The sequence below is a fragment of the Roseovarius aestuarii genome, from assembly GCF_019966515.1.
GTDB classification, from domain to species: domain Bacteria; phylum Pseudomonadota; class Alphaproteobacteria; order Rhodobacterales; family Rhodobacteraceae; genus Roseovarius; species Roseovarius aestuarii.
Window position 1 is genome coordinate 306879 of sequence record NZ_JAIMIB010000002.1, and the last position, 22014, is coordinate 328892.

At 60.3% G+C, this 22014-nt stretch carries 23 protein-coding genes and 1 riboswitch; of the genes, 10 read left to right on the forward strand and 13 right to left on the reverse strand.

Features of this window, described 5'->3' with window-relative positions; all coding sequences use genetic code 11:
- Window positions 1-7 precede the first annotated feature (7 nt).
- On the forward strand, window positions 8-1150 hold the full coding sequence (locus tag LC334_RS04655) for a trans-sulfuration enzyme family protein (RefSeq protein ID WP_085799071.1): 1143 nt from the start codon (window positions 8-10) through the stop codon (window positions 1148-1150).
- A 163-nt stretch (window positions 1151-1313) separates the two neighbouring features.
- On the opposite strand, the gene mnmA is transcribed toward LC334_RS04655, so the two are convergent.
- Window positions 1314-2459: a tRNA 2-thiouridine(34) synthase MnmA gene (mnmA, locus tag LC334_RS04660; protein ID WP_085799072.1), complete on the reverse strand. Its 1146-nt coding sequence runs from the start codon at window positions 2457-2459 to the stop codon at window positions 1314-1316.
- 122 nt (window positions 2460-2581) lie between these two features.
- On the opposite strand from mnmA, the gene sciP reads away from it, so the two are divergent.
- The 7 genes from sciP (at window position 2582) to trmB (ending at window position 8702) form a co-directional block, all read left to right on the forward strand.
- The gene (sciP, locus tag LC334_RS04665) at window positions 2582-2860 is read left to right on the forward strand and encodes a CtrA inhibitor SciP (RefSeq protein WP_085799073.1); all 279 of its coding nucleotides are present in this window, start codon (window positions 2582-2584) and stop codon (window positions 2858-2860) included.
- Window positions 2861-2954: 94 nt separating this feature from the next.
- A complete protein-coding gene (gene ctrA / locus LC334_RS04670; RefSeq protein ID WP_085799074.1) occupies window positions 2955-3671 on the forward strand; it encodes a response regulator transcription factor CtrA in 717 nt (238 codons plus the stop codon).
- A gap of 553 nt (window positions 3672-4224) precedes the next feature.
- Window positions 4225-4509 (forward strand): hypothetical protein, encoded by a 285-nt coding sequence (locus LC334_RS04675; RefSeq protein ID WP_223412882.1) that lies wholly within the window; start codon window positions 4225-4227, stop codon window positions 4507-4509.
- A gap of 39 nt (window positions 4510-4548) precedes the next feature.
- Window positions 4549-4654: riboswitch (TPP riboswitch) on the forward strand.
- 36 nt (window positions 4655-4690) lie between these two features.
- Window positions 4691-5671 (forward strand): thiamine ABC transporter substrate binding subunit, encoded by a 981-nt coding sequence (gene thiB / locus LC334_RS04680; protein WP_085799179.1) that lies wholly within the window; start codon window positions 4691-4693, stop codon window positions 5669-5671.
- Window positions 5647-7203: a thiamine/thiamine pyrophosphate ABC transporter permease ThiP gene (locus LC334_RS04685; RefSeq protein WP_085799076.1), complete on the forward strand. Its 1557-nt coding sequence runs from the start codon at window positions 5647-5649 to the stop codon at window positions 7201-7203. The genes thiB and LC334_RS04685 overlap by 25 nt, the downstream gene beginning before the upstream one ends.
- A complete protein-coding gene (locus tag LC334_RS04690; RefSeq protein WP_085799077.1) occupies window positions 7190-7882 on the forward strand; it encodes a thiamine ABC transporter ATP-binding protein in 693 nt (230 codons plus the stop codon). The genes LC334_RS04685 and LC334_RS04690 overlap by 14 nt, the downstream gene beginning before the upstream one ends.
- 106 nt (window positions 7883-7988) lie before the next feature.
- Entirely contained in the window at window positions 7989-8702 is a 714-nt protein-coding gene (trmB, locus tag LC334_RS04695; RefSeq protein ID WP_085799078.1) for a tRNA (guanine(46)-N(7))-methyltransferase TrmB, read from the forward strand.
- A gap of 22 nt (window positions 8703-8724) precedes the next feature.
- On the opposite strand, the gene dtd is transcribed toward trmB, so the two are convergent.
- The gene (gene dtd, locus LC334_RS04700) at window positions 8725-9162 is read right to left on the reverse strand and encodes a D-aminoacyl-tRNA deacylase (protein ID WP_085799079.1); all 438 of its coding nucleotides are present in this window, start codon (window positions 9160-9162) and stop codon (window positions 8725-8727) included.
- 130 nt (window positions 9163-9292) lie between these two features.
- On the opposite strand from dtd, the gene LC334_RS04705 reads away from it, so the two are divergent.
- Entirely contained in the window at window positions 9293-9709 is a 417-nt protein-coding gene (locus LC334_RS04705; RefSeq protein WP_085799080.1) for an Hsp20/alpha crystallin family protein, read from the forward strand.
- A 6-nt stretch (window positions 9710-9715) separates the two neighbouring features.
- Here LC334_RS04705 and LC334_RS04710 read toward each other — a convergent pair whose 3' ends face one another.
- The 7 genes from LC334_RS04710 to LC334_RS04740 all read right to left on the reverse strand — a co-directional run bounded on the left by LC334_RS04710 (window position 9716) and on the right by LC334_RS04740 (window position 16363).
- Complete coding sequence (locus LC334_RS04710) at window positions 9716-10387, reverse strand: nitroreductase (RefSeq protein WP_085799081.1); 672 nt, start codon at window positions 10385-10387, stop codon at window positions 9716-9718.
- Window position 10388: 1 nt separating this feature from the next.
- Window positions 10389-11498 (reverse strand): TFIIB-type zinc finger domain-containing protein, encoded by a 1110-nt coding sequence (locus LC334_RS04715; protein WP_085799082.1) that lies wholly within the window; start codon window positions 11496-11498, stop codon window positions 10389-10391.
- 3 nt (window positions 11499-11501) lie between these two features.
- Entirely contained in the window at window positions 11502-12056 is a 555-nt protein-coding gene (locus LC334_RS04720; RefSeq protein ID WP_085799083.1) for a cytochrome b/b6 domain-containing protein, read from the reverse strand.
- 92 nt (window positions 12057-12148) lie between these two features.
- A complete protein-coding gene (locus LC334_RS04725) occupies window positions 12149-13249 on the reverse strand; it encodes an SPFH domain-containing protein (RefSeq protein ID WP_085799084.1) in 1101 nt (366 codons plus the stop codon).
- A 20-nt stretch (window positions 13250-13269) separates the two neighbouring features.
- Window positions 13270-14190 carry a DUF2927 domain-containing protein gene (locus tag LC334_RS04730; RefSeq protein ID WP_085799085.1) on the reverse strand — a complete coding sequence of 307 codons (921 nt, stop codon included), beginning with the start codon at window positions 14188-14190 and terminating at the stop codon, window positions 13270-13272.
- A gap of 40 nt (window positions 14191-14230) precedes the next feature.
- Window positions 14231-15430, reverse strand: a complete 1200-nt coding sequence (locus LC334_RS04735) for a toxic anion resistance protein (RefSeq protein WP_085799086.1) — start codon at window positions 15428-15430, stop codon at window positions 14231-14233.
- Between the two features lie 15 nt (window positions 15431-15445).
- Window positions 15446-16363: a 5-bromo-4-chloroindolyl phosphate hydrolysis family protein gene (locus LC334_RS04740; RefSeq protein ID WP_085799087.1), complete on the reverse strand. Its 918-nt coding sequence runs from the start codon at window positions 16361-16363 to the stop codon at window positions 15446-15448.
- Between the two features lie 328 nt (window positions 16364-16691).
- Here LC334_RS04740 and LC334_RS04745 point away from each other — a divergent pair, with 328 nt between their 5' ends.
- Window positions 16692-17309, forward strand: a complete 618-nt coding sequence (locus LC334_RS04745) for a LysE family translocator (protein WP_085799088.1) — start codon at window positions 16692-16694, stop codon at window positions 17307-17309.
- A 353-nt stretch (window positions 17310-17662) separates the two neighbouring features.
- On the opposite strand, the gene LC334_RS04750 is transcribed toward LC334_RS04745, so the two are convergent.
- The 4 genes from LC334_RS04750 to LC334_RS04765 form a co-directional block, all read right to left on the reverse strand.
- Complete coding sequence (locus tag LC334_RS04750) at window positions 17663-18481, reverse strand: TerC family protein (RefSeq protein ID WP_085799089.1); 819 nt, start codon at window positions 18479-18481, stop codon at window positions 17663-17665.
- A gap of 206 nt (window positions 18482-18687) precedes the next feature.
- Entirely contained in the window at window positions 18688-19329 is a 642-nt protein-coding gene (locus LC334_RS04755; protein ID WP_085799090.1) for a glutathione S-transferase family protein, read from the reverse strand.
- 11 nt (window positions 19330-19340) lie between these two features.
- Entirely contained in the window at window positions 19341-21089 is a 1749-nt protein-coding gene (locus LC334_RS04760) for a Rieske 2Fe-2S domain-containing protein (RefSeq protein WP_085799091.1), read from the reverse strand.
- Window positions 21090-21104: 15 nt separating this feature from the next.
- Window positions 21105-22013, reverse strand: a complete 909-nt coding sequence (locus tag LC334_RS04765) for an aromatic ring-hydroxylating oxygenase subunit alpha (protein WP_085799092.1) — start codon at window positions 22011-22013, stop codon at window positions 21105-21107.
- Window position 22014: the final 1 nt, after the last annotated feature.

Here is a 22014-nt window from a genome sequence, read left to right on the forward strand (position 1 = left end):
GGGCATCATGGCATTCAAGAAACTGAAACCCGCCACGATCGCGGCCCGGGCGGCGGGCAGCACGGATGCGGCAAGCGCCGGGGTTGTACCGGGCATACATCTGGCCACGACCTATATGCGCGGGTCTGACAATGCGTTGATACGCGACGACAACCAGTATGGTCGCGACCAGAACGATACAGTGCGTCAGGCGGAAGAGGTGTTGCGTCAGCTTGAAGGCGCTGCGGCGACGCGGCTTTTCCCCAGCGGCATGGCAGCGATTGCGGCGCTTTTTCGAACCATCCCCAATGGTGGGCGCGTGGTGGTGCAGTCGGGCATCTACTGGGGCGCGACCGCCTGGATCCGTGATTTCTGTGCCCGGCGCGGGGTCGCGCTGACCGAGGTGGAGGCAACAGACCTTGCAGAGCTGACGGCGGCCTGCGCCGAGCCCGCCGATCTTGTCTGGATTGAAGTGCCATCGAACCCGTGGCTGAGGGTGGTCGATATCGCGGCCGCAGCGGCGCTGGCACGGCAGGCCGGTGCCTTGCTGGCGGTGGATGCCACGGCCGCTACACCGGTCTTAATGCATCCGCTGGCCTTGGGCGCGGACATGGTGATGCATTCGGCGACCAAGGCGATTAACGGCCATACGGATGTACTGGCCGGGGTATTGTCCTGCGCTGATGCGGACAGCGCGGTGTGGCAGGCGATCACAGCCGACCGCCATGATGCGGGGGCGATCCTCGGGCCATTTGAGGCCTGGCTGCTGCTGCGCGGTATGCGAACCCTGCCGTTGCGGCTTGAACGGATGTGTGCCAGCGCGCAGGCAGTTGCGGCGTTTTTGCAGCGGCATCCGGGCGTTGAAGATGTTTTCTATCCCGGCCTGCAGAGCCATCCGGGGCATGACATCGCCACACAGCAGATGACGGGGGGCTGCGGGTATCTGATGTCAGTGCTGATCCGCGGTGGTCGCGAGGTGGCGCTGGCGGTGGCCGGGCGACTGGAGCTTTTTCACCGTGCCACCTCGCTTGGTGGCGTCGAAAGCCTGATCGAGCATCGCCACACTGTCGAGTCGGATACCGGCATTCCGGAAAATCTGCTGCGCCTGTCGATCGGGATCGAGGACGTTGACGACCTGATTGCTGATCTGGATCAGGCTCTGAACGGGTAGCTGTTACCAGATTGAGTGCGCTTGCGCGCACGCTGAATATCTCGTCGTCGGCCTCCGGCCTTCTCCTCGGGCCGTCTGCCCCGGAGGTGGGGCGTCAATTCAGCGTAGTGTTGGGAAGTGGTGGGCAGCGTTGTCTTTCTATGGATATACCGGGCATAGCCGGTCAGGTGGCGTGGCCTTTCCAGATCCAGCCGCCGCCGAGGATACGGCTGCTGCCGGTCTCGTAGAACACGCAAGCCTGACCCGGTGAAACACCTTCTTCCGGTGTCAGCAGTTCCACTTCGGCTTCGGTTGCACTGAGCGGGCGGATGATGGCTTCGCGCGGGGGGCGGGTGGAGCGGACCTTGACCGAGACGTGCCATTCGTCCTGATCTGTCAATGCGGTGTCGCCCAGCCAGTTAATCTCGCGCACTGGCACGCTGCGGGTGGCGAGCATGTCCTTGGGGCCAACGATCACTTGTTTCTCGTCGACATCGAGCTTTACCACGTAGAGCGGACCGGCGAGGCCGCCGATGCCGAGGCCTCGCCGCTGGCCGATCGTGTAATGGATCACGCCGGTGTGCTGGCCCAGTACATTCCCGTCGATATCGACAATCTCGCCCGGTTCCGCAGCGCCGGGGCGGAGTTTTTCGATCACGCTGGCATAATTCCCATCCGGCACGAAGCAGATGTCCTGACTGTCAGGCTTGTCGGCAACGCTAAGCCCGTATTTCGAGGCCAACTCGCGGGTGGCCGCCTTGGAAGGCAGGTGGCCCAAGGGAAAGCGCAGATAGTCAAGTTGTTCCGGTGTCGTCGAAAAAAGGAAATAGCTCTGGTCCCGCGCGGCATCGGCAGCGCAATGCAGTTCCGGACCGTTTGCACCGGTCTTGCGCTGGATATAATGGCCGGTGGCCATGCAGTCAGCCTCAAGGTCGCGGGCGGTTTCCAGCAGGTCTTTGAACTTTACCCGCTCGTTGCAGCGGATGCAGGGCACCGGGGTCGCGCCCGCGAGATAGCTGTCGGCAAACTCGTCGATCACCGCGTCCTTGAAGATGTTCTCGTAATCCAGCACGTAATGGGGAAAGCCCATCTCTTCGGCCACGCGGCGCGCGTCGTGAATGTCGATACCGGCGCAGCAGGCGCCTTTCTTGGCCAGCGCCGCGCCATGATCGTAAAGCTGCAGCGTCACGCCGATCACGTCATAGCCTTCCTCTGCCAGCTGCGCCGCCACGACGGAGCTGTCGACGCCGCCTGACATGGCGACGACAACCCGCGTTTCGGCGGGCGGCTTGGCAAAGCCAAGTGAGTTCAGCGACTGGTCGAGAGGCATGGGGCGGCTCCGGTGGATTTGTTGCGGAATATAGGAAAATCCTAACTACTCTCAAGGCCTCGTTTCACCGTGTGTTAAGTGCCTGCGTCCAAATTGCCAGCATTCAGAGAAGGGTGAGAGAGATGTATCTGAAAAAAATCGACGGACCAAGGGCGGTTACACTGCCGGATGGGCAGATCATGACGCTGGCGGATCTGCCGCCGGAGAATACGCGCCGCTGGGTGGCGTCGCGTAAGCTCGCGGTGGTGCGCGGGGTGGCCTACGGGCTGATCGAGCAATCCGATGCGCTGTCCCGTTACGGGTTGAGTCGTGAGGAATTCCATGAGTGGATTTCTGCCGTCAATGCCCATGGCGAGGAGGGTCTGAAAGTCACTTCGGTGAAAAATGATAGACAACCTTAGGTAGAATTCGCATTATGTTCCACATCGGTAACCTGTGGTTAACCAATTTTGGCCAGTGTCTGGTTAGACAACCAAGATTTAACGGAGAGAACATATGCGCGTGCTTTTGGTCGAAGATGATCCGACAACCTCGAAAAGCATCGAGCTGATGCTGACCCATGCCAACCTGAACGTCTATACGACGGATCTGGGGGAAGAAGGCATCGATCTCGCAAAGCTCTATGACTACGATCTGATCCTGCTGGATCTGGGGCTGCCGGATATGAATGGCCATGACGTGCTGCGACAATTGCGGCTGGCACGGATCGAGACACCGATCCTGATCCTCAGTGGGGCTGATGATACCGAGAGCAAGATCAAGGGCTTCGGCTTCGGCGCCGATGATTACCTGACCAAACCGTTCCACCGCGAGGAACTGGTGGCGCGTATCCATGCGATCATCCGCCGCTCGAAGGGCCATTCGCAATCGGTCATCAGGACCGGCAAAATCAACGTCAACCTGGATGCCAAGACGGTGGATGTGGACAACAAAACCGTGCATCTGACCGGCAAGGAATACCAGATGCTGGAGCTTCTGAGCCTGCGCAAGGGCACGACCCTGACCAAGGAAATGTTCCTGAACCACCTTTATGGCGGGATGGACGAGCCGGAACTGAAAATCATTGATGTGTTCATCTGCAAGCTACGCAAGAAGCTGAGCGAGGCGACGGATGGCGATAACTACATCGAAACGGTTTGGGGACGGGGCTATGTGCTGCGTGATCCCGAGCCCAACGAGATGGACGACCAACGGGTTGCGGTAGGAGCCTGAGCAGAACGCGCGGTTCGGACGGCAGGGCCGACCGGCGTAAACAACAAGTGGGATGACCGAGAGAGCCGGGTGCATGTGCGTCAAAGCACGGCACCCGGTTTTCGGTTGAACGCGTTAGTTGGTCGGTTCCTGCGAAAGCCGATGCCAGATATTTCCACAGTCAGCACAGGGTGTGATGCGGTCGTGTCTTCAACCGGTTATTTCCTACGCCGCCGGAAGGAGGCATTGCTGGCGAACCCGATTTGCGCCGGCTTTTCCTCTTTCGATGCGATTATATCAGGCGTGACAAGGAATGCCGTCAGCGCCACTACGATTTGCAGATATAGCTGCGCGGCACTGATATTGATGAAGAATAGGCTTGGGGCAAGGCATTTTTGAACGGCCACGCCGATGCACAGGCTGGACGCAATGACGGTGGTGCTGTCTCGGCGTTTAGCGCTGGGCGGCGGGCTGTATTTTGTTCGACGCGGCAGAAAGCGAAACGATCCCCGGTCGGTTCATGGCGGCGTTCGATTTTCGCTAAGCTCGCAACGTCAATTCCGAATGGTATGTAGTGACAAAAGACATTTCGCGCGCATATTCCATACATTCAGAACATCCCGACCCGCAGGGAATACCTTTCGACATCGGCGGCAAGCGAGCGGCTTGCGATATCGGCAAGGCGGCGGCGTCCGGAAGCGTTGACCGGTTTCTGGCTTGGCGCCTTGATCTCTATAGGCAGCTTGGTGCGATCCCCCCTTCAGGCACCGGGATTATCAAGCCTTTCGACTGGTTGCACGCTGCTCCGGGGTGGTGGCGACGATCTTTGACGCTGACGGGATCACCATCCGGTGCCTAAGAATTTCGGTTGTACTCACGTGGAAACCCTCCTATCACCGGCCCTACCTCGGGGTGCGTGGGCGACCGCGCTGAGATGCCTGATTGGCGAACCCGTTGAACCTGAACCGGCTAGAACCGGCGGAGGGAAGGCAAGCGGTTTCATCCATCCTTACCCTCTCGCGAGCCAATTGGAGGATGACATGAAACATCTGCTTTTCGCTGCGGGAATTCTGAGTGCAACATCGGCCATTGCCGCCGACAAGCCAGAACTGACCGTCTATACCTATGACAGCTTCGTTTCGGACTGGGGCCCCGGGCCGCAGGTCGAACAGGCGTTCGAGGCAACCTGTGGCTGTGATCTGAACCTCGTGGGGGTCGAGGACGGCGCCGCGCTGCTGTCGCGCATCCGGCTTGAGGGTGAAAACTCCGATGCCGACATCGTGCTCGGCCTCGACACCAACCTGATCGCCGCAGCCATGGAAACCGGCCTTTTCGCTCCGCATTCGATCAGCGCTGATTACACGCTGCCGATCGAGTGGACCGACACCACTTTTTTACCCTACGACTGGGGCTATTTTGCCTTTGTTCATAACGCCGAAACTACTGTACCCAGCAATTTCCGGGATCTGGCTGAAAGCGACACCAAGATCCTCATTCAGGATCCGCGCTCCTCGACACCTGGTCTGGGCCTGCTGATGTGGGTCAAGGCGGCTTATGGCGATGAAACACCGGCGATCTGGGAGGGGCTTTCGGACAATATCGTGACCGTCACTAAAGGCTGGTCTGAGGCGTACGGGCTTTTCCTTGAAGGGGAGGCCGACATGGTGCTCAGCTACACCACCTCGCCCGCCTATCACCTGATCGCCGAGGAAGATGCCAGCAAGGCCGCGGCGCTTTTTGACGAAGGCCATTACATGCAGATCGAGGTTGCGGCCAAGCTCAAATCTACCGACCAGAACGCGCTTGCCGATCAGTTCCTAAACTTCATGGTCTCCGACGCCTTTCAGTCGATCATCCCCACCACCAACTGGATGTACCCGGCTGTCACCCCCGCCAGCGGCCTGCCTGACGGGTTCGACACGCTGATCGCGCCCGAGAAATCGCTGTACCTGCCTGCTGACGAGGCTGCAGGCGCCCGCGAAGAAGCCCTGAGCGAATGGCTGGGCGCGCTCAGCCAGTAAACCCTTGGCCCGGGATCAGCGCGGCTGCTCTTGTTGCCGCTCTGATCCTTGGCACGCTGGCCGCCGTCGCCCTGCGCGCCGAGGCCACGCGCGGGTTTGGTCCCGCTGACTGGTCCGCGCTGCGCTTTACCCTTAGCCAGGCGGCGCTCTCCGCAGGTCTTAGCGTGGCGCTTGCCATTCCGGTTGCCCGTGCGTTGGCTCGGCGCCGCTTCACCGGCCGCCGTCTGCTGATCGCCCTTCTGGGCGCACCGTTTATCCTGCCGGTGATCGTCGCTATCCTCGGGCTTTTGCAGGTCTTTGGCCGCGCCGGATGGGTGTCGGATCTGCTTGGGTTAATCGGGCTGCCGCCAGTCCAGATCTACGGGTTGCACGGCGTTGTGCTGGCGCATGTCTTTTTTAACCTGCCGCTGGCCACCCGACTTATCCTGCAAGGCTGGCAAGAGGTTCCATCTGAGCGCTTTCGCCTTGCGGCACAGCTGCGCTGTGAAGGGTTTGCCTTGTTTCATCTGATCGAAGCCCCAATGCTGAAACGGGTCGTGCCTGGCGCGTTGGCGGTGATTTTTGCTATTTGTCTCACCAGTTTTGCCGTCGCACTTACCCTGGGCGGTGGTCCGCGCGCGACGACAATCGAACTCGCGATCTATCAGGCCTTTACCTATGATTTCGACCTCGGCCGCGCGGCACTTCTGTCGGGGTTGCAGCTGGTGCTGACCGCCACGGCGGCCTTTGTAGCGCTCCGGCTTTCACGCGGGGATGGGTTTGGCAGCGGGCTTGATCGCGCGATCCGCCGATGGGACGGGACGGGGCGGGCGGCACGTCTGGGTGATGGCTGCTGGATCGTGCTCGCCGGTGCCTTTCTGATGCTCCCGCTGGCGTCGGTGATGATCTCAGGGCTGGGCGGGTTGATGCACCTGCCGATACAGGTCTTTCAAGCCGCGCTGGTTTCAATTGTTGTCGCTGCGGCCAGCACGGCGCTGCTTTTGGCACTGGCCCTGCCAATGGCGACGGCGATCGCCACTGGTCGTTACGGCATTGTCGAGATTACGGGCATCCTTGGTCTTGCGGCCTCGCCACTGGTCATCGGCACCGGGCTTTTTATCCTGATCCGCCCGATGGTTGATCCGACCGCGCTGGCCTTGCCGGTGACGGCCACGGTCAATGCAGTCATGGCGTTACCCTTTGCCCTACGCATCCTTGTGCCAGCTGCGCGTCAGTCGGTGGGTCGCTATGGGCGACTGGCGCTGTCACTTGATATGGGGGAGCGGGCGTTCTTCACACGCATCCTCTTGCCCCGGATGCGGCCGCAGATCGGCTTTGCCGCCGGGCTTACGGCGGCGCTCTCGATGGGAGATCTGGGCGTGATCGCGCTTTTTGCCGATGCCGAGATTGCCACCTTGCCGCTGCAGCTTTACCGCCTGATGGGTGCCTATCAGATGCAGGCTGCTGCCGGGGCGGCGCTTTTGCTTCTAATCTTGTCGATGGGCGCATTCTGGATGTTTGATCGCGGAGGCCGCTGGCATGCTGAAGCTTGAGGATATCATCATCGCCACTGGCGATTTCACGCTGGCGGCTGATCTGACTGTTGCGCCGGGCAGCAGCGTCGCCGTGATCGGCCCCTCGGGTGCGGGTAAATCCACGCTGCTTGAGGCGATCGCCGGGTTTCGCGATCTGCGCCGGGGGCATATCTTGTGGCAGGGTCAGGACCTTACCGACCTGCCCCCCGGCAAACGCCCTGTCGCGATGCTATTTCAGGACGGTAACCTTTTTCCGCATCTTACCGCCACGCAGAATGTCGGTCTGGGCTTGCGACCAAACGGCCGGCTCACACCGTCCGAGCACGAGCAGGTCCAATCTGCGCTTTCGCGGGTCGGGTTGGCTGATAAGGGCGCGCGCAAACCAGCGGAACTGTCTGGCGGACAGCAAAGCCGCGTCGCGCTGGCGCGGGTTCTGGTTCAGCAACGCGCCTGTCTGCTGCTTGATGAACCTTTCGCGGCCCTTGGCCCCGCGCTCAAGGCCGAGATGTTGGATCTGGTCGCCGAACTGGTATCCGAGACCGGGACTACGCTGCTGATGGTCAGTCACGAGCCTGAAGATGCCCGCCGCATCGCCGCGCAGGCGCTGCTGGTCGCCGACGGGGTGGCACATGCGCCGATGGCCACTGCCGAGTTGCTGGACAACCCGCCGCCTGCTTTGCGCGACTATCTTGGATGATGGTTTTTATTCAGAATGCAAATGCCGGGCCGGTATTGCCGGAATGATGGGTTCTCGGATGTTTGGGGATTGCAGCCCGGGCACGTCTTGGGGCATGTGACAGCCCATGAACAACGACAGACACCCTTCCGGCGCCCCGTGGCGCAATTTCTATGGCCGTTTCAAAGGCAAGGGCTTGCGCAAGTCGCAGGAAGCGTTTCTTGATGAAGACCTCGGCAAGTTCTCTCCCGGCGCGGTGGGGTGGGACGTTAACCCGGACCGGCAACCTATTGATCTGGAGGCGTATTTCGGAGATCGCGATATCTGGCTTGAGATCGGGTTTGGCGGCGGCGAACACATGGTGCATCAGGCGGTGGCAAACCCCGGTATCGGTATCATTGGCTGTGAGCCCTACATCAACGGCGTGGCCATGCTTTTGGGCAAGATACGCGAGTCCAAGGCGCAAAATATAGCAGTTTACCCCGGTGACGTCCGTAACATGTTCGATGTCCTGCGCGAGAATTCGATCTCGCGGGCGTTTCTGCTTTATCCCGACCCCTGGCCGAAAAAACGTCATCATCGCCGCCGTTTCGTGACGTCTGAACATCTGGAACCGCTTTCGCGGGTGTTGAAGCCGGGTGCTATTTTCCGCGTGGCGACGGATATCCCGGATTATGTCCGCCAGACACTGGTCGAAGTGCCCCGTCACGGGTTCGACTGGCTTGCCGAACGCCCGGAAGACTGGCGAACCCCTTGGGATGACTGGGTTTCCACCCGGTACGAGCAGAAAGCCCTGCGCGAAGGCCGCACGCCGCATTACCTGACGTTTCGCAAGGCCTGATCAGAAATATGGTGGAAATCTGCTACGCCTCCATCCAGATCGTCACCGGACCGTCATTCAGCAGCTCTACCTTCATGTCCGCGCCGAATGCACCGGTCTCGACGGGCACGCCCTGTGCTGCCAGCTGTGCGGCGAAATATTCATAGAGCCGATTGCCGTCCTCGGGGCTGGCTGCCGCTGAAAATCCGGGCCGGTTGCCGCGTGAGGTATCAGCGGCAAGGGTGAACTGGCTGACCACCAGGGCGCCGCCGTCGATGTCGCGCACCGAGAGGTTCATCTTGCCGCCCTCATCCTTGAAGATCCGCAGCTTGGCGATCTTGGCCGCCAGTTGATCCGCCTGCGGCTCGCCATCGCCCTGCATTGCGCAGATCAGGATCAACAGGCCTGGCCCGGTCTGGCCGACCCTCGCGCCATCGACCGTGACGGACGCGTGGGAAACTCGTTGTAGCAGGGCACGCATGGGAACCTCTTTTCTGTCTTTCCGTGGGGCTCGCGATCGCACACCGGAGTTCGGATTTTGACGCGTGTCAACGACGCCATCGCCGCCAATTGCTAGACTCTTCCCATCACCAAGGAAAGGATTTCTGACGATGGTTGAAAAATCTCATACCGCTGGTTTGTGGCCAGCCTTTTACGAGCCGTTCCGGAATTTCGGGGCCCGTGTGGCTGATTGGCTGGCGCCGGCATCGGATGCCTCTTCGGACGACAAGGCGTACCGGATTTCCGTGGAACTGCCGGGTGTCAAAGAAGAGGATATCGAGCTTTCAGTACATGACGGCGTGGTCTCCATCAAAGGCAAAAAACAATCTGAGCGCGAAGAGAAGGGCGACACCTGGTTCTTTTCCGAACGCCAGTTCGGGTCTTTCAGCCGCAGTTTCCGTCTGCCAGCGGATGCCGAGGGCGACAAGATAGCGGCCAGCCTGAAAGACGGTGTGCTGTCGATTTCGGTGCCGAAAAGCGCGCCTGAATTACCCGAAGCAAGGAAGGTGCAGATCACCAAAGGTTAGCCGGGATCAGCCGCGCGGGTCGTAGATTTCATCAAGCCCGGCCCGTTCGGTCCGGAAGTTGTTGGCGGGATGGTCCGGATCGGCATAGCCGAAGGAGATGGCGCAAAGGATCAGCCGAGACTTGGGCAGGTCGAAATGGTCGCGGATCATTTGCGGATAGGCCGCAACCGACGCTTGCGGGATCGTTGCCAGCCCGAGGGCAGTCGCCGCCAGAGAGAAGGCGGTGACGAAGCCACCGCAATCGAGCGCGCCATAGGCCCCGAGATCGGATTCCGAACTGATGATCGCGACATGCGGCGCGCCGAACAGGCGGAAGTTTTCAAGGCTTTGTTGGTTACGCGCGGCGCGATCGTCGCGGGCGATACCAACAGCCTCGTAAAGCTGAAAGCCACAGGTTCGGCGACGCTCGCCCGTGGCACCCGGATAGGAGCTGGGCCAGGCAAGATCCGGGTCCGGTTTTTCACTGGCGGTTTTCAGCAACGCCTCGCGAAACCGTTCGGTTTCCTGTCCGCGTGTCACGGTCGCTTGCCAGGGTTGGGCGTTGCACCATGACGGCGCACGCCCGGCGGCGGTCACGATCTGTTTGATGGTTGCGTCCGGGACCGGGTCAGAGCGGAAGGCGCGGCAACTATAGCGCGCGTGAAGCACGTCGCGGAGCGTGTCAAAATCTTTTCCCATGTCACAGCGCGCCCTGATTGAGTGCAATGAAATACCCGACGGTACCCGCGACGATCGCGCCGATTACAACCGCGATGGCGATCTTGATGGCCGAATAGGGGCGTTCGCCCTGTACGCGCCCGGTTCGGCCATTGACGACGAAACGATAGGTCTTGCCCCGGTACTTGTAGGCTGCCAGCCAGACCGGCAGCAGGATGTGTTTGAAGGTCACGTCGCCGATTTCTGTCTGGATGTCGTGGATGCGTTGCCGGTCGCCGCCGATGTCGAATTTCACATCCCTTGCGATCACGCGGTCCATGTGGCGGCGCGCCTCGGTAAAGCCGTCTTCCAGCTCGACGGTGTAACCCTCGGCCCGGAACCCAGCGAGGTATTCGGGGCGGTAGGGCTCCAGCGCGGCCAGATCCCAGGGTTCCAGCGCATCAGTAAAGCGTTTCGGCAGCGACCGCGCAGCCAGCACCAGCACATCGTCGAAGAGCCGCGCCACGCGGCCCCGGACGGCGCGCCACCGTACCTTGGCGACGCGCACATTCTGGCGCTTGCCGTCGCGCATGACAGTGCGGGTTTCGTGATAAACCGTGCCGCGTTCACCCTGATAGCTTGATTTCGTGTCGGCATCGAAGGTCCAGTAGGGCACGTAAATGCCCTGCATCTTGCGTCCCTTGCGGGCATATTCCTGCAAGCCGGTGGGGGCAAACCAAAGACTGCCCAGCCAATCCGTCATTGCCTTGCGGGCCGTTCGTTCTTCCAACGCAAAGGGCAGCAGCCCGCGGGGTTTGATATGCCGGTGGGTGCCTGTATCCGTGACCACGGGCGTGGCGCAGAACGGGCATTCGGTGGCATGAGTGTCGGCATCGAATTCGACCTGTGCGGCGCAATTGGGGCATTGGAGAACGCGGGTTTCCTCGATCTCTTCATCGGGAAGTTGCTGGCTGAGGGCTGCGCGCAGGTCCAGTTCGCGGATAGGTGCGTTCCACGGCGTGGCATGTTCGATCTCGGCGGTGTTGCCGCAATGGTCGCAGGTCAGTTGCCCGGCGCCGGGATCAAAGCGGAAATCTGACCCGCAATTGTCACAGGGAAAGCGGTGTTCCTGAAGAGGGGCGGTATCGCTCATGTCTCAGAGATATCGGTGAAGCGCGCGGGGCACCATGATTCGAAGCGCATTGTCACGCAGTTTGACATGGCGCCAGATGTGAAAGCCCGCGTGGACGATCGCGATCGCCGCCAGCAGGTAGAACTCGTAGATATGGATCTGGCCGATGATGCTGTTTGATTGCGGCATGTCCATCGGCGGGGCGACAGGCACGAAACCACCTGCCTTGAGCAGTACCGCCGAGGTGAGGCCCAGGAAGAACCCGGTAAGTGCCACCCCGAACAGCCCCCAGATAAGGGTGAGATGCAGAATGCGGTGCGTTTTCCGCGCCCAGGGCGGCAGTTTCGGCCCTGGGCGGCTGGCGAGGCCACGGCGCAGATAATCCGCAGTCCAGAGAAGGGAGAGCGTGACGAAGATCAGCCCCAGCACCGAATGGAACTGAAATGCGCCCTGGCCGAATTGCAGGATGAACGAGGGGGTCACGAAGACGAACCAGATCAGTAGTACCAACATCGTCCAATGCAACCACTTGAGCGCGGTGCGGCGGTGGGGAAGACGTTTTTTCAGGCGCTGGAACATGTTTCAGATACGTAGGTCACGGAGAATTGGTTTCAGCCGCCGGACCGATTTTTATGTTGATCCGGTGGCACCACGAGGCGCAGGCCCGACGGTCACGCGCCCGGTGGCGGGGGCGGCATCACGGTGAAAAGCTGTGCAAGCTCCTGCACATCTTCGGCCCGTTGCCAGCCATCCTGCCCGGCGGTCCAGACATGTGTGTCGCGTGTCAATTTGCCCTCGCTCGCCATGCGACCCAGGGCGGCCTTCGAATAGGGCCCGTGGGTCTGGCCGCTTTCGGCGATATGCCAGACATGTTCGACCGGTGGCGGCGGTGGAGGTGCGGCAGCGCGCGCCCCCCAGGGGCCTTGTTGCATGCCGGCCTGTGCCATTGCCATGCCCATCCCCATACCAAGCCCGGCGCCCATGCCGCCACCATTCGGGTTGCGCGCGGCCTCGGTCATCGCCTCGGCGGCAGAATATTCAGTGAAACGGCCCAGATCACCGGCAATGCCCGACGACGTGCGTTTGTCCAGCGCCGCCTCGACCGCCGGGGGCAGCGAGATGTTTTCGATGTAAAGCTCGGGCAGCGTCAGACCATAATCAGCAATGGTGCCGCTGATCGCGGTGGCGACCAGCTTGCCCAGATCGGCGGTGTTGGCGGCCATGTCGAGCACCGGTATCCCCGAGGAAGCGATAACGCGGGAAAACTCCTGCACGATGATGTTGCGGATCTGATAGCTGATCTCGTCCATGGTGAACTCGCCATCGGTGCCGACGATTTCGGACAGGAATTTCGCTGGGTCGCTGACGCGGACCGTGTAAGTGCCGTAGGAGCGCAGACGGGTCGGGCCGAATTCTGGATCGCGCAGCATGATCGGGTTCTTGGTACCCCATTTAAGATCATTGAACCGGGTGGTGTTGACGAAATAAATCTCGGACTTGAACGGGCTTTTGAACCCGTGATCCCAGTGGTTCAGCGTCGTCAGGATCGGCATGTTGTTGGTCTCTAACATGTAAAGCCCGGGCGTGAAGACATCGGCCAACTGCCCCTCGTGCACAAACACCGCAGCCTGACCCTCGCGTACTGTGAGCTTGGCCCCATATTTGATCTCATGCCCCTCGCGCTCGAACCGCCAGACCATGGTATCACGGGTGTCGTCGGTCCAGTGGATGACGTCGATGAACTCACCGGTCAGAAAATCGAAAATACCCATCTCTCAGGTCTCCTTTATCATCAGCTTGGCCCGCCATGCCGGGCCGCGATCAGGCGGCGAAAGACCGGGCGGGCCTCGTCGGCGGTCATGCCGGGGCGCAGGGCGGGGTTGTAGAGCAGGCGCAGCAGCTCTTCGTCATGGGTGGTCAGCAGCGCGAACTCGTCGTCATCGTTGAAGATTGACGGCCGCGCCGAAGGGCTGTCATTGGCAAGGCCCAGCCCCTGCGCCAGTTCCTCGTGCACGCAGGATTGCCGCATCAGTGGCGGGTGCTCAGCGCGAATGAAGGCGATGGCGCGGGTGTATTCGTAATCCTGTTCCGACCCGGCGGTGATCACGAAACAGAGGATCGACCGCGGCAGGTCGCTGAAGAAATCAAGCGAAGCCGGGCTGATCGATGGGATGATCTGGGCCGCGCGCTGGCGGGCGAACTGGCGATCATCCTCACTCATGATGAACACGTGGAAATTGGGGGTGCGGCTGTTTGCGCTGATCGGATGGCCGGTTATGCGTGCCAGTCGGCTGGCATATTTGGCGATCTGAAGCCGGTCGACCGCCTGCTGTTCTCTTGGCACCGAGGCGCCGAATTCGACGCCGATGCGTACCGGGCCTTTCCATTTGCGCAATCGCCCAGAGATACCATCGGATTTTTTCAGGCCCTGATCGCGCGCATATTCGTCGAAAAACGCAATCCGTTCAAAATTTCGGGCCAGGTCTCTGTCACTGTAAGGCGTGTCGACGCCGCCGCCGCCGGTACGTAGCAGTCCTTGGGTCAGCAGGTCCGCCTGCATGCGTCCGTAGAAACGCGCAAGCGCCAGGCTTTCCGCCGATGGCTTCAGCGGCACAGGCTTGGCGGCAAGGCCGACCGGGCGGGCGCGGGGTTTGGCGGTTGGTTCAAAGGGCGCAAGCGTGCAGGCGCCGAGGGCCAGAAGCCCCAGGCCCATAAACGACCGAGAGAATGCCGTGCGCCAATCCACCGGGGGTTCAGGCTCCGGGTACTGCTGTGCCTGCGTTATCGCCCACGCCATCGCGTCGCGATTTCGCCGCGGCAAGCGTGTCGCGCAGTTCTGCTTCCATCTTCTTCAATTCCTCCTCGGCGGCGGCGCGCCGGGCCTTGCCCTCGTCGGCGATAGCAAGGCTTTCCTCAATGGTGCCGATCAGGTCGGCATTGGCTTGTTTGACCGCCTCGATGTCAAAGACACCGCGTTCCATTTCCTCGCGGATGACCTTGTTCGATTCGCGCAGATTTTTGGCGTTGGCGGTCAAAAGCTCGTTGGTCAGGTCGTTGGCGTCCCGTACGGCCGAGGCCGCTTCGGCCGACCGCTGAATCGTCACCGCCTGCGCCAGTTGGGTTTCCCACAGCGGCACGGTGTTGACCAGCGTCGAGTTGATCTTGGTCACCAGAGATTTGTCATTTTCCTGCACCAGCCGGATCGAGGGCAGAGATTGCATGGTGACTTGCCGCGTCAGTTTCAGATCGTGCACCCGGCGTTCCAGATCGTCACGCGCGGCACGCAGGTCGCGTAATTCCTGGGCTTTCATCACCTGATCGCCTTCCGGCGCTTTTTCGACCTCGGCTTCGGCTGCGGGGATGTCGGTTTCGTCCAGAATGCTGAGTTTTTCTTCGCCAGCGGCAATGTAAAGCGCCAGTTCGTCGTAAAAATTCAGGGTTTTATCATAGAGGATATCAAGCGACTTGATGTCCTTGAGCAGCGTGTGCTCGTGGCTCAGCAGATCTTCGGTGATCTTGTCGATCTGGTTTTGTACCGTCTCGAACCGGGCGGTGAACTGGGCAAAGGGCGCGGCCTTGCCCAGCAGCGTTTCCCACCAGCTGCGTTTGCGGCGGACATCCAGCTCCGAGACGGAAAAGCCGCGAATGGTGCTGACGATCCCGCGCAAGGAGTCGCCCGCGGGACCCACATCCTTGTTGCGCACGCCTTGCAGCATGGATTGCGAGATTTCCTGCAACTCCGCCTGCGCATTCGATCCGAAAGAGACGATGGACTGGGTATCGCTCATGTCGATCTCGGCCATCCGCTTGGTGATTTCGGCACCCACCGGTTTGTCGGCGTCTTTCAGGGGCACGATAGCATTGGCATCGGTAGGCTCAGCCAGAACGACGGCGCTTACCTGTTCAACTTCGGCTAGTGCTGCTTCGGCCCTTTGGCGGATAGTGTCGGTCATTGCTTTCCCCTCACTTTATTCATTCGGATGTGTCGGCTGTGCGTCGGGGCGAATGCCCTCGCGTTGCAGTCGGTCGCGCAGAACACTGATTTCGACCTCAAGATCAGTATGATTATCGGCCAGCAGTTTTTGGGTCTTGGCCGCGAAATTCTCTTCCAGGTCGGTCAGCAACGTCAGGTAATCCGACCGGGCTCCGGCATCGCGGGAGCGGGCATAGATATCGGCGAATTTGACCGTCGCGTCACGGGCACCCACCAGATAGATGCCCATGTATTTGCGCGCCGATGTCAGATCGCGCGGGTCGTTTTCGACCGTGCGCAGCATATCCCGCACGCTGGTCTGAAACCGCTCGACCCGGGCTTCTGCCTGCCGGTCGCCTGCGCGAATGATCGCGTCGGACATGGCGGCCAGATGGGTTTCGGCCTTTTCCACGGCCCGCGCCACCCGGTCGGTTTGAAACTGATCGACGCCTTCAAGCCCCTTGTCTTTCATCGGATCGAGGCCAAAGGCAAAGCTATGCAGCAAGGTTCCGATCACGCCGTAGACAACCGGTGCGACAAGGCCGCCGCTGGCGGCGAACCCGGCCACGGCCAGGCCCAGCCCGGTCAGCAGGGAACCGGCCATCTTGCGGGGGAAACCTGGGCGGCGGGCGATTTTGCGCGCCTCATAAGCTTCCTGCGCCAAAATACCCTCTCGTGTCATCCAGGCGGCCAGAAGCAACAGGCCAAGGGCCGCAAGGTTCAATGCAAGGGCGGCAGGCCCGTTACCGAAAGCCGACCAGATCAGAGGCAGGGGGGCCAGAAACAACAGGTTGACGCGGCCCCCGGCACGGGTGCGGCGGGCGCCCAGAAAGCTGCCGCGGTCCGGACCACTGTCGGGTCCTGTCCCATCCGAGCCATCGGGGCTATATTTACCGCCATAGCGCTGCGCCATGCTACACGCCCCCCGAAACCGAGACGTAGAGGATCAGCAGCACAAGCAGGAAAAATGCAAGCTTTTGCAGTCCTGTTTCGGTCATGGAGTTCCCCGGTGTCCTCTTTCAAGACAAATCTAGGGGATGCGGTCACCGCATACTAGGGGGAAGTTTCGTGTGCGCGGCTCATTGCGGATGACGGGATGCGTGCCGGGCGCAGGTGTTTTTCCATCAACTACCGTGGTCTTACGGGTAAGTTGGGCACATTTATTGCGGGATTTGATATGTTAATGCTTCACCGTACCAGATTGAAGGGCGTAATGTAGCAGCGTTTCAGGAGGGAGTGTCATGGATCAATCACTGGTTTTTGCCTTGATCGCGGCGACGGCGGTGCTGGTCGCCATCCCCGGCCCTAATGTGGCGCTTTTTGTCGCCAATACCCTGCGATATGGGTCGCGCCACGGGGCGATTACCGTGCTCGGCACCACGATTGGGGTCGGTGTGCAACTGGCGGCGGTGGTGCTGGGGCTTGTGCTGGTGCTGCAACTGGCGGGCGAGGCGCTGACCTGGCTCAAGTGGATCGGCGTGCTTTATCTCCTTTACCTCGGATACACCACGTGGCGCGAGGAAACGGCCGAGATGTCTGACGCCGCTGCCACTGACGCACCACTTGGCCGCGTCTTCTGGCAAGGGTTGCTGCTGGCGGCGATCAACCCCAAGACCTTGATCTTTTCGGCAGCCTTTTTGCCGCAATTCGTGAGCCCCGGGGCTGAGGGTGGGTTCGTCTTGTTGATGCCGGCGGTGATCTATCTGAGCGTGATATTCTTGGGGGATATGTGTTGGGTCATCTCGGCCCGGGCGGCCCGGCCCCTGCTCTGGCGGTTGGGCCGATGGCGGAACCGGTTGACCGGCACGCTGTTTCTGGGGGCGGGGATCGGCTTGGCTCTGGCGCGGATCGAGCGTTAGCGGTTCGGTCCTGGTCGCAGCGAGTTCACCAATTTGGCCTTGCGTGACCGTTCGAGTTTATGGCCAGCGCGGAACCAAGGCCGCAGGCCGCCGCGCGATCGCCAGACCGCTCGCAAAGGCTGGCGATTTGGAGAGGTTGCGCAACGTTCTTAGCATGCAATGACTTGGCTGGGATAAAGCGCATTCCACAAAGGTTTGCTCGTCACCCCGCGGTCTGGCGATCGCTCGGCTCAGCACTTCAAAGGCGCAATGTCCGCTCATTAGGCCATACCCGCCAATGCGTTTCCGCCCAATAAATTCTGTTCGATGAGCGTGAGTGCAGGGTGAGCGATACCCACCCTGCAGCATCAGGCTCAATGATGGGCGGATGTGCGGCGTTCGGCATTTAGCTTGCGGGAATAGCCCGACTGGATGACCTCGACCGCGACCAGCACGACGACCGAGAAATAGAAGGTCGTCTTGGACATCGGCACCACTTCGTAGCCGAAGAATTTCAGCGCCAGCGTATCGTCATGCATGGCGTGGGCCGCGGCCTGTCCGGCCTCGCCCAGAAGTACGACGCCGACAATCAGCAGGATGAAAAGGCCCAGCACCTCGTACATGCGGTTCTTTTCAAGAAACCGCGTGACGCCGTCGGCCAGCAGCAGCATGGCGAGGCCCGACAGGATGATCGCGATCGCGAGCACCGGGAAGACATCTGTGATCGCTAGCGCGGACAGGACGGAATCGAACGAGAAGATCAGGTTCATCAGCACGATCAGAAACACGACCTGCGTGGCCGATTTGCCGGATTTCGATGAGACATCGGTGTCCAGATGCTCGATCGTGAGCATGTGACCGATTTCCTTTACGGCCGTGTACATGATGAAAATCCCGCCCAGTATGAAGACGCAGGTGGCGAAGTTCACCCCGCCCTCGATCACACCGGGGGTGTTGAACACAAAGAACGGCTCGGCCATCGCGTCGATCAGTTGGATCATCGTGAAAAGCAACACAACCCGCAGGGCAACGGCGATGATGATCCCCCAGTACCTGACGGATTTTTGCTGGGCCACCGGCGCGCGTTGGCTTTCGATTGAGATGTAGAGCAGGTTGTCAAACCCCAGAACCGCCTGCAAGAAGCAAAGCATCAGCAGGTTACCCAGGTTTTCTACTGTCAGAAGATCGGCCATTTGGTCTGTCCTTCGTACGTTTGTCGTTGGTTTCCCGAGCTATAGCGTGGGATATTCGGGAAAACAAAACGAAACGATTGATGATACCTGCTTGTTAGCTGTTTCGCTGCCAGACCTTCATTCCAAATGATGGCAATGCGGACAGAGCTGCCATATGCACTGTCGTTCTTGATGGCGACATTTGGCGCATCGCGTACAGTTTGCCGTCACGCTGCGGATTGGCTTGTCGGGAAAACGCCAGACATCAGGACAAACCCTGGCAGTCGTTTTATTCTGTCGCACCATCGGCGAATGGCTGGGTAGTCCTGCCGTGAAACACCGCCCTCTTCGGACAAAATGACATAAGGAAAACAGGCTAAATCGGCGATGGTGGGATGATCACCGGAACATATCCAATCCTGGCCCTCCTGTTCGGCGAACCATAGATGCTCATCCAGCACACGAAACAACCGGTGCGCGCCTGCACGGGCGGCCTCGACGTCAAGCTCATAGAACAGCGTGTCGTGGAGGCGTGCAGACGAGGCGGTGGCGGTGATCCCGTCGGCAAAAGCCAGCCATTGCGCGACCTGACCCAACCGATCCGGGTCGGACACAGGGTACCATTGGCCTGACGGGTCATATTTATGCGCGAGATAGGTCAGGATCGCCTGCGCGTCCCGCAATACAAGGTCTCCATCTTCCAGGATCGGCAATTGCCCCAATGGGTTCAACTTCATCAGTTCGGGGGACTTATGTTCGCGCCCCGGATAGAAATCGACTGGTCGGGTCTCGTACTCTCGACCCAGAAAATTCAACATCAGCCGGATCTTGTAGCAATTCCCCGACAGTTCGTAATCATAGAGTTTCATGTGCCCACCCCTCAGATGTCCAAGACAAGGCGCTTGGATTTGCATCGGGACACGCAGGTTATGATACTTTTGCCCGCAGCCCGTTCACCGGCTGACAGATAGACATCCTGGTGATCGGGATCTCCTTCGATCACCGTTGCCAGACAGGTGCCACAGGCGCCCTGTTCGCAGGAACTTGGCATTTCGACCCCGTTTTCATGCAGCACCTCAAGGATGGTTCTGCCTGCGGGCACTTGCAAGGTCAGGGCCGAACGCGCCAGGGCCACCTCAAAAGCGGAGCTGTCGTCAATCTCATTGGTGTTCTTGAAATACTCAAAGTGAACAGCCTCATCAGGCCAGCCTTTTCGGTCTGCTATCGCGCGCGTGGCCTGTAACATCGGACCGGGGCCACAGATATACAGGTGCTCCTCTTCGCCGCGGGTTTTCAGTATCTCCGCCAATGTCTTGCCTGTCGCTTTGGGATCAAGGCCAAGGTGAGTGGTGACTGCGTCTTTAAGTCGGCCGAGAATTTCCTCAAACCCCAGATGCGCCACGGACTGGGCAAAGCAATGCAACTCAAATGGCAGAGACTGCGCCTCCAGCGTCTGCGCCATGGCCAGCATCGGCGTGATCCCGATGCCGCCCGCGACCAGAATGGTATTCAGCGCATCACGGCGCAGTGGAAAATTGTTGCGCGGGGCGGAAATGGCCAGCACATCGCCTTGCTGAACCGTTTCATGCAGGCACGCGGAGCCACCGCGCGACTCTGGCTCGCGTTTGACACCGATGGCGTAATGATCGGTTTCGCCGGGTGCATTGGTCAGGGAGTACTGCCGCGACATGCCATTGGGCAGATGCACGTCGATATGCGCCCCGGGCTGAAATGTGGGAAGCTGCCCGGTAATCGCCTCAAACCGGAAGCCCGCGATATCAGTGGCCAGCGCCCATTTCCGGGCGACGGTCACACGCAATTCAGCTTTGGGACCTGAGCGCGCACGGGCAGGTATTTGGGCCAGTTCTTCATCCACCGGGGTGAAGGACACCGAAATCGGGTCTGGTGCGTCAAGCGTGGCGGCCTCGGCCTCAATCCGGTCACGTAGGGCCGACATGGCCCGGTTGTGGTGGTGCAGGACCGGCATCGGCGTATCCGGTCTGGTGGTCAGTACACCGCGCAGGATCGACCGGCCTGCATCCACCGGCTGAATGAACAAAAGCAGCGTCGTGGTCATGTCGCCGAGGGTCGACCGGAGTTCGAGAAAGCCATCGGTTTCAACGATGAGGCTTACATCGGCACCGCCTGCTCCGGTTGGCGAAAACTGATAACTGCGCGCATGCGCCGCAACAAGCGAGGGAGGCGCATTGACCGGAATGGGACGCAGGGCAAGAACATCAGCACCGACAAGCAGCGTATGTTCCTGAAAGTCTTCTGCCGGATCCAGGGCTGACCAGATCAGCCCGTGGGCCTCAATTGCCGGGTAAGTGTTGTTGCAGATCGTGCGCGCCGGGGCATCCGCCGGATGTGCCGGGATATAGGTGCAGCCTGCGGTGCGGTTGGCGTAACGCCAGCCGTGATAGAGGCAACGCAGTTCGCGCCCCTCGTTCAGGCCAATCGACAGGCGCACGCCGCGGTGCAGACAGCGGTTTTCCCAAACGTTGACATGGCCATCGTCGGCCCGCCACACGGCCATTTCACGCCCCCAGAGCTGGCCATGAAAGACATGGCGCAGGGGAAGATCTGAGCTCGAGGCGATGGGATACCACCGACCGGGATCAACACTCATAGCAGATCTCCTCAATCATACGGCTGCCGGGATGACGCCGTAAGTCAACCCTTTCCTGGAAAGCCAGCGGCGATAGGCAATGGCTGATTTGTCGGCGCGAATGGGGGTTTCGGCGCGGGTATCCAGAGGCAGTTGCTTGGGAAACTGGTTTTCGAGGATCGGTTTGTCCTGACCAAAGATCACCTGTTGAAAACAGCGGATACCCTGATAGCTGTTTTCCAGATCAATCACGCACATGCCCGTGTGGGCGCGGGTCCATTCGCGGGTCATTGGTTGCAGGAACATATAGATCACGTCCATGCGCCCCTCGGCCTCGAAGCCGGGGCTGGATTTGTAAAGCAGCGCGCAGTTGATATGCGGCACGCGGTAGACATATTCCACATCCGCACCACTCTCGGATGCCAGAGCGGCCTTGGGCTGATAGAACTGACAACGAGTGGCGAGGATTTCATCGCGGCTCTCGCTAATCTCAACATCGTACTCCTTGACCTCCGTGCGGGGTTCTTCGCCCAGGATGCCGGTATGAACGAAAGGGAAATGACCCATATCGAGGAAGTTTTCGATGGTGCGACCAGCCGAAACGTTCACGCCAAAGACGCCTGTGGGCACGTTCTGGCGGTCGGGTTCCAGCAGTTCTGGCACCGGGAATAAATCCTTGGGTGGTTTGCCGACACAGGTCCAGAGGTAGCCATGCTTGGATCGCGCAGGCAAGGCGTTGCCTGCTTTCGCCGGATCATAAGGCGTGTGAGCGGGCTGTGCGGGTGTTCGGTACCAGACATGTAGCGCGCCCGTATCGTCCATCGCGTAGGATAGAGGCTGCTCCAGCAGGACCGTGTCATGCACCAGCCCCTGTGCGATCTCGTCAAGCGAGGTCAGCGGGTGCCATTGATTGTGGATCACTGGATCTTTGCACGCTTGGGTCATG

Bases quoted from the DNA above. Each gene is read 5' to 3' on its own strand.
- LC334_RS04760 (WP_085799091.1), bottom strand. From the start codon at position 21,089: ATGAGTGTTGATCCCGGTCGGTGGTATCCCATCGCCTCGAGCTCAGAT.
- LC334_RS04685 (WP_085799076.1), top strand. From the start codon at position 5,647: ATGGCTGGGCGCGCTCAGCCAGTAAACCCTTGGCCCGGGATCAGCGCG.
- LC334_RS04710 (WP_085799081.1), bottom strand. From the start codon at position 10,387: ATGGGAAAAGATTTTGACACGCTCCGCGACGTGCTTCACGCGCGCTAT.
- ctrA (WP_085799074.1), top strand. From the start codon at position 2,955: ATGCGCGTGCTTTTGGTCGAAGATGATCCGACAACCTCGAAAAGCATC.
- LC334_RS04720 (WP_085799083.1), bottom strand. From the start codon at position 12,056: ATGTTCCAGCGCCTGAAAAAACGTCTTCCCCACCGCCGCACCGCGCTC.
- LC334_RS04750 (WP_085799089.1), bottom strand. From the start codon at position 18,481: ATGGCCGATCTTCTGACAGTAGAAAACCTGGGTAACCTGCTGATGCTT.
- LC334_RS04735 (WP_085799086.1), bottom strand. From the start codon at position 15,430: ATGACCGACACTATCCGCCAAAGGGCCGAAGCAGCACTAGCCGAAGTT.
- trmB (WP_085799078.1), top strand. From the start codon at position 7,989: ATGAACAACGACAGACACCCTTCCGGCGCCCCGTGGCGCAATTTCTAT.
- mnmA (WP_085799072.1), bottom strand. From the start codon at position 2,459: ATGCCTCTCGACCAGTCGCTGAACTCACTTGGCTTTGCCAAGCCGCCC.
- LC334_RS04690 (WP_085799077.1), top strand. From the start codon at position 7,190: ATGCTGAAGCTTGAGGATATCATCATCGCCACTGGCGATTTCACGCTG.
- LC334_RS04765 (WP_085799092.1), bottom strand. From the start codon at position 22,013: ATGACCCAAGCGTGCAAAGATCCAGTGATCCACAATCAATGGCACCCG.
- LC334_RS04730 (WP_085799085.1), bottom strand. From the start codon at position 14,190: ATGGGCCTGGGGCTTCTGGCCCTCGGCGCCTGCACGCTTGCGCCCTTT.
- LC334_RS04715 (WP_085799082.1), bottom strand. From the start codon at position 11,498: ATGAGCGATACCGCCCCTCTTCAGGAACACCGCTTTCCCTGTGACAAT.
- LC334_RS04740 (WP_085799087.1), bottom strand. From the start codon at position 16,363: ATGGCGCAGCGCTATGGCGGTAAATATAGCCCCGATGGCTCGGATGGG.
- LC334_RS04725 (WP_085799084.1), bottom strand. From the start codon at position 13,249: ATGGGTATTTTCGATTTTCTGACCGGTGAGTTCATCGACGTCATCCAC.
- dtd (WP_085799079.1), bottom strand. From the start codon at position 9,162: ATGCGTGCCCTGCTACAACGAGTTTCCCACGCGTCCGTCACGGTCGAT.
- sciP (WP_085799073.1), top strand. From the start codon at position 2,582: ATGTATCTGAAAAAAATCGACGGACCAAGGGCGGTTACACTGCCGGAT.
- LC334_RS04755 (WP_085799090.1), bottom strand. From the start codon at position 19,329: ATGAAACTCTATGATTACGAACTGTCGGGGAATTGCTACAAGATCCGG.
- LC334_RS04745 (WP_085799088.1), top strand. From the start codon at position 16,692: ATGGATCAATCACTGGTTTTTGCCTTGATCGCGGCGACGGCGGTGCTG.
- LC334_RS04655 (WP_085799071.1), top strand. From the start codon at position 8: ATGGCATTCAAGAAACTGAAACCCGCCACGATCGCGGCCCGGGCGGCG.
- thiB (WP_085799179.1), top strand. From the start codon at position 4,691: ATGAAACATCTGCTTTTCGCTGCGGGAATTCTGAGTGCAACATCGGCC.
- LC334_RS04705 (WP_085799080.1), top strand. From the start codon at position 9,293: ATGGTTGAAAAATCTCATACCGCTGGTTTGTGGCCAGCCTTTTACGAG.